The sequence below is a fragment of the Sphingomonas qomolangmaensis genome (assembly GCF_024496245.1).
Classification (GTDB): domain Bacteria; phylum Pseudomonadota; class Alphaproteobacteria; order Sphingomonadales; family Sphingomonadaceae; genus Sphingomonas; species Sphingomonas qomolangmaensis.
The window spans coordinates 2,322,763-2,338,393 of the sequence record NZ_CP101740.1 but is presented as its reverse complement, the minus strand read 5'-3'; the positions used below and the strand labels follow the sequence as shown (position 1 = coordinate 2,338,393).

Here is a 15,631-nt window from a genome sequence, read left to right as displayed (position 1 = left end):
GCCTCAGATGGTATCGTGTGCGCCCCCGACGCTGGCGTGCAACAACAACCAACTCCGTATCGCGCTCGCCAAATTCGGCGGGGTGTCGCCGGCGATCCTGGCCACGTCGATCTGCGCCACTAGCGCGCTAAGCGGCAGGCCATGCGCTACCGCTGCCGCTTCCAGCGCTTCCCAGAACACCGGCTCCAGGCTGATCGATGTCGGGTGGCCGGCGATCGTGATCGATCGCTTGACCGGCCCGGCAAAGCCCCCCGGCGGCGCGGTCACCGCCCCTGCCGGGGTCATTCGTCGTCGAACAGGCTGGCGAGTTGCTCGATCATCGTGCCCGCCAGCTGGTCGACGTCCATGATCGTCACCGCGCGGGCATAATAGCGCGTCACGTCATGGCCGATGCCGATCGCCACCAGCCCGACCGGCGACTTGTTCTCGATCCAGCCGATCACCTGGCGCAGATGGCGTTCGAGATAGCTTCCCGAATTCACCGACAGCGTCGAATCGTCGACCGGCGCGCCGTCCGAAATCACCATCAGTATCTTGCGATCCTCGGGCCGCGCGATCAGCCGTTCGTGCGCCCACAGCAAGGCCTCGCCGTCGATATTCTCCTTGAGCAGCCCCTCGCGCATCATCAGCCCGAGCGACTTTTTCGCGCGCCGCCACGGCTCGTCGGCCTGTTTATAGACGATGTGGCGCACGTCGTTCAGCCGCCCGGGCTGCGGCGGGCGGCCCGCGGCGAGCCAGGCATCGCGCGCCTGTCCGCCCTTCCAGGCACGGGTCGTGAAACCGAGGATCTCGGTCTTCACGCCGCAGCGCTCGAGCGTGCGCGCCAGGATGTCGGCGCTGATCGCCGCGATCGAGATCGGTCGCCCGCGCATCGATCCCGAATTGTCGATCAGCAGCGTAACCACGGTGTCGCGGAAATCGGTATCGCGCTCGCTCTTGTACGACAGCGACTGCATCGGGTTGACGACGACGCGCGCCAGCCGCGCTGCATCGAGCATCCCCTCTTCCTGGTCGAAGTCCCAGCTGCGCGATTGCTGCGCCATCAGCCGGCGCTGCAACCGGTTGGCCAGCTTGGTCACGACGCTCTGCAGCGTCACCAATTGCTGGTCGAGATACGAGCGCAACCGCTCGAGTTCCTCGGCGTCGCACAGTTCGGTCGCGGCGATTACTTCGTCGTGCGCGCGGGTGAAGGCCTTGTATTCGAACTGCGGCGGCATGTCACCCCAAGGCCGATTGGGGCGAACGGGCATCATCCCGTCCTCGCCATCGTCGCCGGGATCGCCGTCGATGTCGTCCATTGCGTCGGAGGGGGCTTCCTCTTCGCTCTGGCCCTGTTCGCTGTCGCTGTCGCGCTGTTCGCCGCGCGCTTCGACCTGGCCTTCGCCGCTGCCCTGGTCGCCTTCCTCCTCGCCCTCTTCCTGCTCGCTGTCTTCGGAGCCCTCGTCCTCGGCGCCGCCTTCATCGGCATCGTCGGGCGCCATCTCGCCTTCGGTCAGCTCCAGGTCTTGCAGCAGATTGGCGATCAGCGCGGCGAAGGCGTCCTGGTCGTCGATCGCCAGCGCCAGCGCGTCGAGATCGGCGCCGCCCTTCTCCTCGATCCAGTCGGCGACCAGCCCGAGGCCCAGCGCCGCGCTGGCCGGCGCCGCACGCCCGGTCAGCCGCTCGCGCACCATCAATTGGATCGCGGTCGACAGCGGCACTTCCTGGGCATTGCGTGCGCGCGCGATCGGATCGGACTTCATCCGCAGCGTCAGGCTGTGTTCGAGGTTGTCGGCGATGCCGGCAAAGCCCTTCGACCCCAATGCCTCGATCCGCGCGGTTTCGACCGCATCGAACACCGCGCGCGCCACCGGCTCCTTGGGCGCGGCGCGCGCGTGCTTGATCACGTCGTGATGCTTGAGCCGCAGCGCAAAGCCATCGGCAAAGCCGCGCGCCTCGGCCACCTGGTCGGCGGGCAGCGCGCGCGCGGGCATCGGCACCTTGATGCTCCGCCCCGCCTGGCTCGGCGCATCGGCAGTGAAGGCCAGTTCGACCTCGGCATCATTGGCGATCGCGCGCGATGCCCCGCCGAGCACGTCGCGGAACCGGTCGAGGGGGGTGTCGGTGGCCATTACCAGAGTACCTTGCAGCCGAAATTGGCGATCTCGCGGTCGCGCGTGACTACCGTGAGGTCTTCTATGAGCGCCTGCGCGGCAATCAGCCGATCAAAGGGGTCGCGATGCTCGCCCGCCAGCGTTCCGGCAAGCAGGCCATGCGACGCTGTGACATCGAGCGACCGGAAGTCATTCGCCGCCATGAGGCGCGGATACTGGACCGACGGGTCTCCGATGTCGGGGAGCTTTCCGACTCGATGCTTCGTCGCTACTTCCCATGCACTGACTGCGCTCACGAAAAAGGCTGCATCGCTTTCTTCGAGGACGGTCCGAGCCGACGCCCCGAGCCTTTGTCCGCCGGCCCACCAAAACAGGACCGCGTGGGTATCCAGAATAAATGCCGTCACAAGCCATATTTCTCTAAACGGCTGCCTTCCCATAGCTCGAGTTCGTCTTCGGGCATGGGATCGAACCACGTTGAATCGGGGATGCTGGCCAGTTCGGGCCATCCCCCCGGCTGGCGTTTGGGTTTCTCGGCCTGGATAAACGGCACCAGCTTGGCATAGGGCTTGCCGGCCTTGGCAAGGACGATCTCTTCCCCAGCATGCGCGCGATCAAGCAGCTTCGACAGGTTCGTCTTCGCATCGTGGACGTTGACGAAATCGATCTTGGTCGGGGCGTTCATGACGGGTCTCCGAGTGGACTAAGCCAAGTTAGTCCACTTGCGCCCAAACTCAACCCTTCTTCACCACGCTTTCGGGCAAATCCTTGCCGAATACCCGCTGGTAATATTCCGCCACCAGCGCGCGTTCGGCCTCGTCGCATTTGTTGAGGAACGACAGGCGGAAGGCGAAGCCGACATCGCCGAAGATCAGCGAATTCTGCGCCCAGGTGATCACCGTGCGCGGGCTCATCACTGTCGAGATGTCGCCGTTGATGAAGCCGCGCCGCGTGAGTTCGGCGACGCGCACCATGTTCTCGACCGCTTCCTTGCCGCCGGGCTTGTCATATTCGCCCGATTTGGCGAGCACGATCTGCGCCTCGACCTTGGCGGGCAGATAGTTGAGCGTGACGACGATGTTCCAGCGGTCCATCTGGCCCTGGTTGATCTGCTGCGTGCCATGATACAGCCCGCTGGTATCGCCCAGGCCCACCGTGTTGGCGGTCGCGAACAGCCGGAACCACGGGTTCGGGCGGATCACGCGGTTCTGGTCGAGCAGCGTCAGCTTGCCCTCGGTCTCGAGCACGCGCTGGATCACGAACATCACGTCGGGGCGGCCCGCGTCATATTCGTCGAACACCAATGCGGTCGGGGTCTGCAGCGCCCAGGGGAGCAGCCCTTCGCGGAATTCGGTGACCTGCTGGCCGTCCTTCAGCACGATCGCGTCGCGACCGATCAGGTCGATCCGGCTGATATGCGCGTCGAGGTTGATCCGGATGCACGGCCAGTTCAGCCGCGCGGCGACCTGTTCGATATGCGTCGATTTGCCGGTGCCGTGAAACCCCTGCACCATCACCCGGCGGTTGTGCGCGAAGCCCGCCAAGATCGCCAGCGTCGTGTCGGCATCGAACACATAGGCGGGATCGAGATCGGGCACGCGCTCGTCGGCCTCGCTGAACGCGGGCACCTTCATGTCGATATCGAGCCCGAAAATCTCGCGCACGTCGACGGTCTTGTCGGGTGCGTCGAGGATCGTCGTCTCGCGGCTATCGGGCTGGGTATTGGGAATGCTGGACATCGAAAAACCATGGCGATTGTGCAATAGGCTGCACTTAAGGTGGCAGGGACGACTGGCAAGGGCAAACTAAGGGAAGCGCCGCTGCGAGGAGGAGGGAACCATGGCCGACAACGCTGCAAAACCCGTCTGGTACGAATTGCTCACCACCGACATCGAAGCCGCACAAATCTTCTACGCTGATGTGCTCGACTGGACGATCGCCCGCGCGCCCTATGAAGGCATCGACTATCGCATCGCGGCCGCACCCGACGCTGCCTCGATCGCCGGGTTGATGACGATACCGCAGCCCGGCGCGCTGCCTTCGTGGCTGATGTATGTCGGCGTCGAGGATGTCGATGCCAGCGTCGAGCGCGTTACCGCGGCGGGAGGCGCGGTCCAAATGCCCGCGATGACGATGGAAGGGGTCGGCCGGATGGCGATGCTCGCCGATCCGCACGGCGCGCCCTTCTATGTCATGCGCGGCGAAAGCGACGATCCAAGCAACGCCTTCGTGCCGGGCGAGGCCGCCACGCCCGGCCATGCGGTGTGGAACGAACTCACCACTCCCGACCCGGCGGCATCGATCGCCTTTTACGAAGCGCAATTCGGCTGGCGGCAGGATGGCGCGATGCCGATGGGCGAGCTTGGCGACTATCAGTTCCTCTATGCCGGCGCCGACGGCATCGGCGCGGTGATGGGGCGGGTTCCGGGCGGGCGCGAAGGCTGGCAGCCCTATTTCATGGTCGAGGACATCGACGCCGCGGTCGAGCGGCTGATCGTCGGCGGCGGCAGCGTGATCCAGGGGCCCGACCCGATCCCGGGGGGCATGTATTCGGTGGTGGCCGAGGACCCGCAGGGGGTACGGTTCGGGCTGGTGGGGTCGCGGGTGGCGTAAGCCGACAGGCCCTCACCCTTCCGGCGCTGCGCGCCTCCTTCCCTCTCCCGCTTGCGGGAGAGGGAAGGGCGCCGAAGGCGCGATAGGGTGAGGGCCTGTCGTTTCTGCGTGCGCCTCAGGCAAACGCCGGTGCGGCGCGCAGGTGCTGATACGCCGCGATCACTTCCTGCAGCCGCTGCTCGTAGCTGCGGTCACCGCCATTGCGGTCGGGGTGAAAGCGTCGCACCAGATCGGCGTAGCGCTGCCGCAGCGCGCGGCGATCGGCGTCGGCGCCAAGCCCCAGTACCGTCAGCGCATCGCGATCGCTGCCCGACAGCGGGCGCCCATCCTCGCGCGGCCGCTGCGCGCGCATCCGCTCGCGGAACCTTGCGCCGATCGCATCCATCGGATCGTGGAAATCGGCCCAGCGCGGCGGCCGGTCGGCGCCGTTGGTCGCAAAGGCGCGGGTTTCGCTTTCCCACCCGGCATAGGGTTTCTGCGCGTCGTAGATTTCGTCCGAGCTCATCCCCTGGAAGAAATTATACCGCGAATTGAACGCGCGTACATGTTCGAGGCACATCCAGCGATAGGGCGCGGGGCCGTCGCCCGATCGGCGCGCGCCCTCTTCGGCAGGCGCGCGAAACTCGCCGGGTTCGTCGCAGCCGGGGGTCGCGCATACCCGGCCATTGGCCTCCACGCGCCCGTGAAACCTGCCCGTCGATCCGTTCTTGCTGTCGGTCCGCGCCACGCGGCTCCCCATCTTGTCACAAAACGGACTATATAGGCCCGATGAACCAGCCCGCCACCGCATCCGTCGAGGCCGCGATTACCGCGCGCCTGCACGACGCCCTCGCCCCGACGCACCTGATCGTCGCGAATGAAAGCCACCTCCACGCCGGCCATCTCGGCGACGACGGGAGCGGCGAATCGCATTTTGCGGTCGAGGTCGAAAGCGCGGCCTTCGCCGGACTCAACCGCGTTGCGCGCCAGCGGCTGGTGAATCAGGCGCTGGCCGAATTGTTGGCCACCCGGATCCACGCGCTACGCATGAAGGTGCGCGCGCCGGGAGAAAGCTGAGTCGTGTATAAATTATGGTATTGGTCGGCGGTGCAGGGGCGCGGCGAGTTCGTCCGGCTCGCGCTCGAGGCCGGCGGCATCGACTATGTCGATTGCGCACGCGAACAGGGCGATGCGGCACTGCTCGCCGACCTGAACGATCGCACCGGCCGTACGCCGTTTGCGCCGCCCTATCTCGAAATCGACGGGCTGGTGATCGCGCAGGTCGCCAACATCCTGCAATATCTGGGGGAGCAGCATCATCTCGCCCCATCGGGGCTGGCCGACCGGCTGTGGCTCAACCAGTTGCAGCTGACGATCGCCGATTGCGTTGCCGAGGTGCATAACGTCCACCACCCTGTCGGCACCGGCGCCTATTATGACGAGCAGCGGCCCGAGGCGGCGCGCGCCGCCGAACAGTTCCGTGCCGAACGGCTGCCCAAATTCCTTGGCCATTTCGAGGATGCCGCCACCGCCAATGATGGCGAATGGCTGATCGATCATCGCTGGACCTATGCCGATACCTCGCTGTTCCAGCTGGTGGCTGGGCTGCGCTACATGTTCCCCAAGCGCATGGCGACGCTTGCTCCGGAGTATCCAGGCTTGATGCGGATCCACGCGATGGTCGCCGATCTGGCGGGGGTGCGCGCCTATCTTGCGAGCGAGCGGCGCATCCGCTTCAACCAGGACGGCATCTTCCGCCATTATCCCGAACTGGACGCTGCATGACCAATGACGACCTTGTCCTCCAGACGATCCTGCCGGTCAGCCACGATCTGGGCGGGTTCAAGGTCCACCGCACCTTGCCCAATCGCGAACGCACGATGGTGGGGCCGTTCATCTTCTTCGACCAGATGGGGCCGGCGCTGATGGAGCCGGGGCAGGGGATCGACGTCCGCCCGCATCCGCATATCAACCTGTCGACCGTCACCTATCTGTTCGCGGGCGCGATCGGCCATCGCGATTCGGTGGGCAGCGACATCGTGATCGAGCCCGGCGCGGTGAATTTGATGACCGCGGGCAGCGGCATCGTCCATTCCGAACGCTCGCCGGGCGAGGAGCGCGCCAAGGGGCCGGCGCTGTTCGGCATCCAGACCTGGCTCGCGCTGCCCGAGGCCGATGAGGAGAGTGATCCGGCGTTCGAGCATGTCGAGCGCGACGATCTGCCGGTGATCGAGGGCGCTGGCGCGCGGTCTCGGATCATCATGGGATCGCTCTGAGGTGCCACCGCACCGACCACGACGCACGCGCAGACGATCTACGCCGACATCGCTCTCGATCCCGGCGGCAGCGTGCCGATCGACGATTCGACCGACGAACGCGCGATCTATCTGGTCGAGGGCGATGCGACGCTCGACGGCATGAAGCTCGAGCCGACGACGCTCTATGTGCTGCGGCCGGGCATCCGCGCGACGCTGCGCTCGGGCCGCGGCGCGCGCGCGATGCTGTGCGGCGGCGCAGCCTTCGCCACCCCGCGGCATGTGTGGTGGAACTTCGTCTCGTCGAGCCGCGACCGCATCAACCAGGCCAAGCACGACTGGAAAGCGGGCCTTTTCCCCAAGGTGCCCGGCGACGAGGATGAATGGATCCCGATTCCCGAAGCACCCAAGACGGTAAGCTATCCTTAGGCGTCCCCCTCCCGCTTGCGGGAGGGGCTAGGGGAGGGCATGTGGGGGTGGATGAGGGTCGCGACAGGCCCTCCCCCGTCCCAGTTTCAGGTGAACGATGCCCCGCATCGTTCAGGTCAGGCCGGGGGCCTGACCGCCCTGAAACTCGCAAGCGGGAGGGGGGAAGAAAGCGCGGGAGGGGACGTCCATGCAGCACATCGCACTATCCACCGGGATCAGCCTCGACGTCGTCACCGCGGGCGATCCCGCGCACCCGGCGATGATCTTCCTCCACGGCTTCCCCGAATCGCACCGCACCTGGCGCCACCAGCTCCCCGAATTCGCGCGCGATCATTTCTGCATCGCCCCCGACCAGCGCGGCTTCGCACGGTCGGACAAGCCGAAAGGCGTCGACCAATACACCCCCGACAAGCCGGTCGCCGACCTGATCGCGCTCGCCGACCATTTCGGCATCGATCGCTTCACGCTGGTCGCGCACGACTGGGGCGGGGCGATCGCGTGGATGGCGGCGCTGCATCAGCCCGGGCGGATCGAACGGCTGGTGATCCTCAACGCACCGCATCCGCTGATCTTCCAGCGCAGCGTCATCGACGATCCTGCGCAGCGCGCCGCCAGCCAATATATCCGCGCCTTCCGCAACCCCGAGCTCGAAAGCCATATCGACCGGATCGGGCTCGAGGCGTTCTTCGACACCAGCTTCGCCAAGCATGTCGATCCGGCGCTGATCGCACCCGAAAAGGCCGCCTATCTCGACGAATGGTCGCAGCCCGGCGCGATCACCGCGATGCTCAACTGGTATCGCGCCAGCGCGATCCAGGTGCCCGAAATGGACGAAGCCGCCCCGCGCCCCGCGTTCCTCGACGCGCGCTTCCCGCCAGTGACGATGCCGACCCTGGTGATCTGGGGCATGCAGGACCGCGCGTTGCTGCCGTGCCAGCTCGACGGCCTCGACGCGCTGGTGCCCGATCTCACGATCGTCCGCATCGAGGACGCGGGCCATTTCGTGCCCTGGGAAAAGCCCGAGGCGGTGAACGCCGCGATCCGCGACTGGCTGGCGAAAGAATAGCGGGCCCAAAAACCCCGTTCGTTTCGAGCGAAGTCGAGAAACCGATACCGAGCGCCAGGCCCCGTTTCTCCCCTACGCTCGAAACAAACGGAAAGGTTCGGCATACCGCCTCCCGCCCTTGTTGCGCTCGCCCCACCCCCCACGTAAAGCGCCGCATCCCATGACCGATCGCATCATCATCGCCGTGCCCAAGGGCCGGATCCTCGCCGAGGCGCTGCCGTTGCTGGCGGCCGCCGGCGTCGTGCCCGAACCCGCCTTTTCCGACGAGAACAGCCGTGCGCTGCGCTTTTCGACCAATGTCGCGCATATCGACCTGATCCGCGTGCGCGCGTTCGACGTCGCCACCTTCGTCGCGCATGGCGCGGCGCAGCTTGGCATCGTCGGATCCGACGTGCTGATGGAATTCGCCTATTCGGAACTCTACGCGCCGGTCGACCTTGGCATCGGCCATTGCCGGCTGTCGGTCGCCGAACCCGCAGACTTGGCCGCGCAGGACGATCCGCGCGGCTGGAGCCATGTCCGCATCGCCACCAAATATCCCGGCGTCACCCGCCGCCACTTCGCCGCGCGCGGGGTGCAGGCCGAATGCGTCAAGCTGAACGGCGCGATGGAACTGGCGCCGATATTAGGGCTGGCACCGCGCATCGTCGATCTGGTGTCGTCGGGCCGGACGCTCAAGGAAAACGGATTGGTCGAGGTCGAGGTGATCGCCGAGGTATCGTCGCGGCTGGTGGTCAACCGCGCGGCGTTCAAGACCAAGCCCGCGGTGGTGCCGCTGGTCGATGCGTTCCGGCGGGCTACTGCTGCCCCCCTCCCGCTTGCGGGAGGGGCCGGGGGTGGGGCGTCGCCAGCCGCGAACGACCACGCGGTGGGAATGCGGATAGCCCCACCCCTAACCCCTCCCGCAAGCGGGAGGGGGATGTGATCCGCCTCGATTCCACCGCGCCGCGCTTCGCCGCCGACTTCACCGCGCTCGTCAACGCGCGGCGCGAGGCCGATAGCGATGTCTCGCGCGATGTCGCGATGATCGTCGGCAGCGTCCGCGAGCAGGGCGATGCCGCGCTGCACGCCTTCACCAGCAAGTTCGACCGCCACGACCTCAACGCCACCGGCTGGCGGATCGAGCGTTCGGCGACCAGGGCGGCGCTCGACTCGCTCGACCCGGAGCTTCGCGCCGCGCTCGAACTCGCGCGCGACCGGATCACCACCTATCACGAGAAGCAGCGCCCCGCCGACAGCGACACCACCGACGCGCACGGCGTCCGCACCGGCGCGCGCTGGAATGCGGTCGACGCCGCCGGGCTGTATGTTCCGGGCGGGCGCGCGGCCTATCCGTCGTCGCTGCTGATGAACGTCATCCCCGCGCAGGTCGCGGGGGTCGAGCGGATCGTGATGGTCACGCCGACCCCCGATGGCGAGGTCAATCCGCTCGTTCTGGCCGCCGCCGAACTCGCCGGCATCGGCGAGATCTGGCGAGTCGGCGGTGCGCAGGCGATCGCCGCGCTGGCCTATGGCACCGACCGGATCGCCCCGGTCGACGTCATTTGCGGCCCCGGCAATGCCTGGGTGGCCGAGGCCAAGCGCCAGCTCTACGGCGTCGTCGGCATCGACATGGTCGCCGGTCCTTCGGAAATCGTCGTCGTCGCCGATGGCCGCAACGACCCCGAATGGATCGCCGCCGATCTGCTCAGCCAGTCCGAGCACGACCCGACCAGCCAGTCGATCCTGCTCACCGACGACGCAGCGTTCGCCGATGCCGTAGCCGATGCCGTCGACCGCCAGATCGGCGAGCTTTCGACCGCCGAAGTCGCGCGCCGCGCCTGGGATGCCAATGGCGCGATCATCGTCGTGCCCAGCCTCGACGACACGATCCCGCTGGTGAACCGCCTCGCGCCCGAGCATCTCGAACTCGCGGTCGACGATCCACAGGGCTTGTTCGCGCAGGTCCGCCACGCCGGGTCGGTGTTCCTGGGGCGTCACACCCCCGAGGCGGTCGGCGATTATGTCGCCGGGCCGAACCATGTGCTGCCCACCGGCCGGCGGGCGCGCTTTGCCAGCGGGCTGTCTGTGCTCGATTTCATGAAGCGCACCAGCTTCCTCGCGCTCGATCCCGCCGGGCTCGCCGCGATCGGCCCCGCCGCGGTGGCGCTCGCCACCGCCGAGGGGCTGCCGGCGCACGCCAAGTCGGTGTCGATCCGGCTACCCACTTCCCCCTGATCCGTTCGTTTCGAGCGTAGTCGAAAAACCTGCCCGCGCTTGGCGCCGCGGCTTCTCGACTTCGCTCGAAGCAAGCGGTGGTGCTATGGACCCCATCATGACCAGCCCCAATACCCGTTCGCGCACCCAAGCGCGCGCCGCCGCCCGTCTCGCCGCCGTCCAGGCGCTGTACCAGCACGAGATGGAGGGCACCGCCGTCACCGCCTTGCTCCACGAATTCCACCAGCACCGGCTGGGCGCGACGATCGAGGACGCCGAATATATCGACGCCGACGTGCTGTTCTTCGACGACCTCGTGAAGGGCACCACCGCGCGGGGAGCCGAGATCGACGCGATCGTCGCGGCGAAACTCGCCACCGGCTGGACGCTCGACCGCCTCGACAAGCCGATGCGGCAAATCCTCCGCGCGGGCACCTACGAGCTGCTGGCGCGCGCCGACGTCCCCACCGGCGCGGTGATCAGCGAATATCTCGACGTGACTCATGCCTTCTACGACAAGCGCGAGGCGGGGTTCGTGAATGGCCTGCTCGACGCGGTGGCGAAGGACGTGCGTGGCTGATCCCGTCTGCCGCTTTACCTGTGCAGTATCAACCATAAGTGGCGCGCTCATATCGCCTGAACATTGCGGCATTCGATGGCCTATGGTGACGGGTTAATCGAAAAAATTATAGTGGATGCCGCTGTCGGTGCCCCGGACGACCAGCGTGAAGAAGCCGGGTGCATGCGCTAGCGTCGGCGCATCGTTGGTAAGGCCGCCAGGAACCCGTTGCCACCCGGTCCACGAGGTGCCGCCGCCGAAGCTGTTGTGATGCAACGCATTGTCGGTGCCGCGCACGCACAACAGGCCCTGGGCAATGGCAGGGGCCGAGGGGGTTCGACCGCCGCCTTCTACCTCGTTCCACACGCCCCAGGAGACGCGATCGGCACCAAGACCGTTAAAGTGGATGCCGTCGTCGCTGCCGCGGACGAAACAGAAAAATCCTTGCCCGAACTGGGTGATCGCGGGCGCCGACGGCGTTCTACCGCCGCCCGGGATTTCGGCCCAGGCGGTTCGCCATACCGGTCCGTCGTCGAAGCTGATGAAGCGGATCGCGCCATTGGCCGCGCGTGTGAGCAAGACGCCCGGCGCCACGCCCGGCGCGCTGTCGGTACGCTCACCGCCGGGGACTTCCTGCCAGCCGCTCCAAGCTGCCCCGCTTTGACGGTTCCAATATACCGCGTTGTCGGTGCCGCGCACAAACACGTACAAATTCCCGTTGAGCATCGTTGTCGCCGGCGCAGAGGGCGTGCGCCCGCCGCCGGGCAGCTCTTGCCATCCCTGCCAGCTGGTACCGCTGATGAAACGATTATGGAAAATGCCGTTGTTGGTGCCACGAACGAACACATGTACTGCGCCAGTCGCACCAGGGGCGTCGAGCGTCTGCCCACCGCCTGGAACTGCTTTCCATCCTTGCCACGAAGACATTCCGGCAACTCCTTGTTCGAGTCGCAAGTATAATAGCAAATAGCTGCGTATGGGCATATGGAAAACGCGCAATCAATGGCCCTAAAGAGGGCGTCTGTTGCAAGATAGTCGTAACTATAGAGTATGTCGACATAGTCGGAATGGATTTATCGTTCTATTACAACGAATATTACTGGAGGAAGATTCGACTGTCCGGGTTTCAAGAAGACATCGTATCGCGCGCGCGGTAACGCGGAGTGGCATGAACGAATCCACCTTCCTCACCGCGCTCCGCAGCCTCCCGCTGCACGCAGGTGCGCGCGGCCTTGCCGACGACACCGCGCTCCTCGGCGACCTCGTCCTCACCAAGGACCTGCTGGTCGAGGGAATCCACTTCCTCGCCACCGATCCCGCCGCCGATGTCGCGTGGAAGCTGGTCGCGGTGAACCTCTCCGATCTCGCCGCCAAGGGCGCGGTGCCGATCGGCATCCTGCTCGGCTATCCGCTCGCAGGCGACGACGCCTGGGACCGCGGCTTCCTCGCAGGCCTGCGCGAGGGGTGCGAAGCCTTCGCCTGCCCGATCCTCGGCGGCGACACCGTCACCGCCAATGGCGCGCGGACGCTATCGCTCACCGCGATCGGCCGTGCCACCGCGCCCCCTGCGCGCAGCGGCGCTCGCCCCGGCGACGCGCTCTGGGTCACCGGCACGATCGGCGACGCTGCCGCCGGGCTTGCGATCGCGATAGGGGGGCAGGGGCCGCCCGAGCTGCTCGCCGCCTATCGGCGGCCGCAACCCCGCCTGGCCGAGGGGCAGGCGCTCGCCCCCCATGCCAGCGCGATGATGGACGTCTCCGACGGGCTGCTGATCGATGCCGCGCGGATGGCGCAGGCAAGCGGCTGCGCGGTGACGATCGACCTCGCGCCGATCCCGCTGTCGCCCGCCTACGCCGCCCACGCCGGCACCCATCGCGAAGCGCGCATCGCGGCAGCCACCGGCGGCGATGACTATGAACTCCTGTTCGCACTCCCGCCCGACGCAACCTCGCCGGTCCAGGCCACCCGCGTCGGCAGCTTCGCGCAAGGCGCCGGCCTGAGCCTCACCGACGCTGGCGAGGCCGTCACGCTCCCGCCGCGCATCGGCTACCAGCACGGCTGATCCGCCGCCCGCGCAATCGGGCAAAGCCTTGCGCGTCCCCGGCTTTTGGGTCTCTACTCGTGCCAGCGTGACCGAATGCGGCACCAGACCGCGGCGGCGCCTTCAGGAAGAGGGACCATCTGCGATATGACGATCGTCTATTTCGCCATGCTCTGCGGGGTTATCGCGGTGCTTTATGGCTTCGTGACCGCACAGCAGGTCATCCGCGCCCCCGCCGGCAACGCCAAGATGCAGGACATCGCCGCCGCGATCCAGGAGGGTGCCAAGGCGTATCTCGGCCGGCAATATACCGCGATCGGCATCGTCGGCGCGATCGTCGCGGTGATCCTGCTCCCCACGCTCGGCATCTATTCGACGATCGGCTTCCTCATCGGTGCGGTGTTGTCGGGGGTTGCTGGCTATGTCGGCATGAACATTTCGGTGCGCGCCAATGTCCGCACTGCCGAGGCCGCGCGCACCTCGCTCCAGGGCGGCCTCACGCTCGCCTTCCGATCGGGCGCGATCACCGGCATGCTGGTGGCGGGGCTCGGGCTGCTGTCGATCGCGGGTATCTTCTGGTATCTCGTCGCGGTCGCGGGCGATGCGCCAAATGGTCGCCGGGTGATCGACACGCTCACCGCGCTCGCGTTCGGTGCATCGTTGATCTCGATCTTCGCGCGGCTGGGCGGCGGCATCTTCACCAAGGCCGCCGATGTCGGGGCCGATCTGGTCGGCAAGGTCGAGGCGGGCATTCCCGAGGACGACCCGCGCAACCCCGCGGTGATCGCCGACAATGTCGGCGACAATGTCGGCGATTGCGCGGGCATGGCCGCCGACCTGTTCGAAACCTATGTCGTCACGCTCGGCCTGACGATGGTGTCGATCGCCTTGCTGGTGCGCGCCCCGACCGAACAATTGCTGGCATTGATGGCGCTGCCGCTGCTCGTCGGCGGGGTGTGCATTCTCACCTCGATCATCGGCACCTACATGGTCCGCTTGGGCAGCAGCCAGTCGATCATGGGCGCGCTGTACAAGGGGTTCTGGACGACGATCCTGCTCTCGGTCCCCGCAATCTATGGCGCGACCGCCTATGTGCTGGGTGACCTGCGCGCGGTGATCGGCGGGGCGGGCTTCCTCGATCCGGGCACCGACGGCCTCACTACCGAAGCCACGCTCGGCTCCGAGGCGATCGGCGGCATGGCCTTCACCGGCATGGACCTGTTCTGGTGCATGATGATCGGGCTGGCGGTCACCGGACTGCTGGTGTGGATCACCGAATATTATACCGGCACCAATCATCGCCCGGTCCGCTCGATCGCCAAGGCATCCGAGACCGGCCACGGCACCAACGTCATCCAGGGCCTCGCGATCAGCCTCGAATCGACCGCGCTGCCGACGCTTGTCATCGTCGTCGCGGTGGTCGCGGCGTATCAGTTCGCGGGCATCATCGGCGTCGCCTTCGCCGCCACCTCTCTGCTCGCGGTCGCTGGCATGGTGGTCGCGCTCGATGCCTATGGGCCGGTCACCGACAATGCCGGCGGCATCGCCGAAATGGCGGGGCTGCCCGACGATGTCCGCCAGCGCACCGACGCGCTCGATGCGGTGGGCAACACGACCAAGGCGGTGACCAAGGGCTATGCGATCGGCTCGGCGGCGCTCGCCGCATTGGTGCTGTTCGGTGCCTACACCACCGATTTGCGCGAGTTCTTCCCCGAGCTCACCGTCGATTTCAGCCTGTCGAACCCCTATGTCATCGTTGGGCTGCTGCTGGGGGCGCTGCTCCCCTATCTTTTCGGCGCGTTCGGCATGACCGCGGTCGGCCGCGCGGCGGGTGCGGTGGTGAAGGACGTGCGCGAGCAATTCGCCTCGAACCCCGGCATAATGCTCGGCACCTCGCGCCCCGATTATGCGCGCACCGTCGATATCGTCACCAAGGCGGCGATCCGAGAGATGATCGTCCCCTCCCTGCTGCCCGTGCTCTCGCCGGTCGCGGTGTATTTCATCGTCACCGCGGTGGCTGGGCAGGAACAGGGCTTCGCCGCTTTGGGCGCGATGCTGCTCGGGGTGATCGTCTCGGGGCTGTTCGTCGCGATCTCGATGACGAGCGGCGGCGGCGCATGGGACAATGCCAAGAAGTACATCGAGGACGGCAATCACGGCGGCAAGGGCAGCGAAGCGCACAAGGCCGCGGTCACCGGCGACACCGTCGGCGATCCGTACAAGGATACCGCCGGCCCTGCGGTGAACCCGATGATCAAGATCACCAACATCGTCGCGCTGCTGCTGCTGGCGGCGCTGGCGGGGTAGGGAGCCGCATTCGTCACCCCGGCCTCGTGCCGGGGTCCACGGCGCCCCGGCCACCACGCCTGGGCGTGCGCGGAACGGTGGACCCCGGCACGA

At 66.7% G+C, this 15,631-nt stretch carries 16 protein-coding genes and 1 pseudogene; 10 read left to right on the top strand and 7 right to left on the bottom strand.

Features of this window, described 5'->3' with window-relative positions:
* Positions 1–3: 3 nt before the first annotated feature.
* Genes NMP03_RS11080 through cobS form a run of 5 tightly spaced genes read right to left on the bottom strand, consistent with a single transcriptional unit; the run spans position 4 to position 3,832 of the window.
* Positions 4–285: a ribbon-helix-helix domain-containing protein gene (locus tag NMP03_RS11080; RefSeq protein ID WP_256505458.1), complete on the bottom strand. Its 282-nt coding sequence runs from the start codon at positions 283–285 to the stop codon at positions 4–6.
* Entirely contained in the window at positions 282–2,111 is a 1,830-nt protein-coding gene (gene cobT / locus NMP03_RS11075) for a cobaltochelatase subunit CobT (RefSeq protein ID WP_256505457.1), read from the bottom strand. The genes NMP03_RS11080 and cobT overlap by 4 nt, the downstream gene beginning before the upstream one ends.
* Positions 2,111–2,500 carry a type II toxin-antitoxin system VapC family toxin gene (locus NMP03_RS11070; RefSeq protein ID WP_256505455.1) on the bottom strand — a complete coding sequence of 130 codons (390 nt, stop codon included), beginning with the start codon at positions 2,498–2,500 and terminating at the stop codon, positions 2,111–2,113. Before NMP03_RS11070 ends, cobT begins: the two co-directional genes overlap by 1 nt.
* Complete coding sequence (locus NMP03_RS11065) at positions 2,497–2,778, bottom strand: type II toxin-antitoxin system Phd/YefM family antitoxin (RefSeq protein WP_256505454.1); 282 nt, start codon at positions 2,776–2,778, stop codon at positions 2,497–2,499. The genes NMP03_RS11070 and NMP03_RS11065 overlap by 4 nt, the downstream gene beginning before the upstream one ends.
* 49 nt (positions 2,779–2,827) lie before the next feature.
* Positions 2,828–3,832, bottom strand: coding sequence for a cobaltochelatase subunit CobS (cobS, locus tag NMP03_RS11060; protein ID WP_256505453.1), 1,005 nt, complete (start codon positions 3,830–3,832; stop codon positions 2,828–2,830).
* 100 nt (positions 3,833–3,932) lie between these two features.
* Here cobS and NMP03_RS11055 point away from each other — a divergent pair, with 100 nt between their 5' ends.
* Positions 3,933–4,706, top strand: coding sequence for a VOC family protein (locus NMP03_RS11055; RefSeq protein WP_256505452.1), 774 nt, complete (start codon positions 3,933–3,935; stop codon positions 4,704–4,706).
* 115 nt (positions 4,707–4,821) lie between these two features.
* Here NMP03_RS11055 and NMP03_RS11050 read toward each other — a convergent pair whose 3' ends face one another.
* Positions 4,822–5,445: a J domain-containing protein gene (locus NMP03_RS11050; protein ID WP_256505451.1), complete on the bottom strand. Its 624-nt coding sequence runs from the start codon at positions 5,443–5,445 to the stop codon at positions 4,822–4,824.
* Positions 5,446–5,474: 29 nt separating this feature from the next.
* Here NMP03_RS11050 and NMP03_RS11045 point away from each other — a divergent pair, with 29 nt between their 5' ends.
* The 7 genes and pseudogenes from NMP03_RS11045 to nusB all read left to right on the top strand — a co-directional run bounded on the left by NMP03_RS11045 (position 5,475) and on the right by nusB (position 11,211).
* Positions 5,475–5,762, top strand: a complete 288-nt coding sequence (locus NMP03_RS11045; protein ID WP_256505450.1) for a BolA family protein — start codon at positions 5,475–5,477, stop codon at positions 5,760–5,762.
* Between the two features lie 3 nt (positions 5,763–5,765).
* Positions 5,766–6,470, top strand: coding sequence for a glutathione S-transferase (locus tag NMP03_RS11040; RefSeq protein ID WP_256505448.1), 705 nt, complete (start codon positions 5,766–5,768; stop codon positions 6,468–6,470).
* Positions 6,467–7,369, top strand: a pseudogene (locus NMP03_RS11035) (pirin family protein). The gene NMP03_RS11040 and the pseudogene NMP03_RS11035 overlap by 4 nt, the downstream one beginning before the upstream one ends.
* Before the next feature lie 187 nt (positions 7,370–7,556).
* Complete coding sequence (locus tag NMP03_RS11030; protein WP_256505446.1) at positions 7,557–8,435, top strand: alpha/beta fold hydrolase; 879 nt, start codon at positions 7,557–7,559, stop codon at positions 8,433–8,435.
* A 160-nt stretch (positions 8,436–8,595) separates the two neighbouring features.
* On the top strand, positions 8,596–9,360 hold the full coding sequence (hisG, locus tag NMP03_RS11025) for an ATP phosphoribosyltransferase (protein ID WP_256505445.1): 765 nt from the start codon (positions 8,596–8,598) through the stop codon (positions 9,358–9,360).
* Entirely contained in the window at positions 9,357–10,652 is a 1,296-nt protein-coding gene (gene hisD, locus NMP03_RS11020; protein ID WP_256505444.1) for a histidinol dehydrogenase, read from the top strand. The genes hisG and hisD overlap by 4 nt, the downstream gene beginning before the upstream one ends.
* Positions 10,653–10,749: 97 nt before the next feature.
* Positions 10,750–11,211, top strand: a complete 462-nt coding sequence (nusB, locus tag NMP03_RS11015; RefSeq protein ID WP_256505443.1) for a transcription antitermination factor NusB — start codon at positions 10,750–10,752, stop codon at positions 11,209–11,211.
* Between the two features lie 93 nt (positions 11,212–11,304).
* Here nusB and NMP03_RS11010 read toward each other — a convergent pair whose 3' ends face one another.
* Positions 11,305–12,036 (bottom strand): hypothetical protein, encoded by a 732-nt coding sequence (locus NMP03_RS11010; protein WP_256505442.1) that lies wholly within the window; start codon positions 12,034–12,036, stop codon positions 11,305–11,307.
* A gap of 322 nt (positions 12,037–12,358) precedes the next feature.
* On the opposite strand from NMP03_RS11010, the gene thiL reads away from it, so the two are divergent.
* Together thiL and NMP03_RS11000 are read left to right on the top strand one after the other, a co-directional pair.
* Positions 12,359–13,252, top strand: a complete 894-nt coding sequence (gene thiL, locus NMP03_RS11005; RefSeq protein ID WP_256505441.1) for a thiamine-phosphate kinase — start codon at positions 12,359–12,361, stop codon at positions 13,250–13,252.
* A 126-nt stretch (positions 13,253–13,378) separates the two neighbouring features.
* Positions 13,379–15,538, top strand: a complete 2,160-nt coding sequence (locus NMP03_RS11000; RefSeq protein ID WP_256505440.1) for a sodium-translocating pyrophosphatase — start codon at positions 13,379–13,381, stop codon at positions 15,536–15,538.
* The last annotated feature ends 93 nt before the right edge of the window (positions 15,539–15,631 follow it).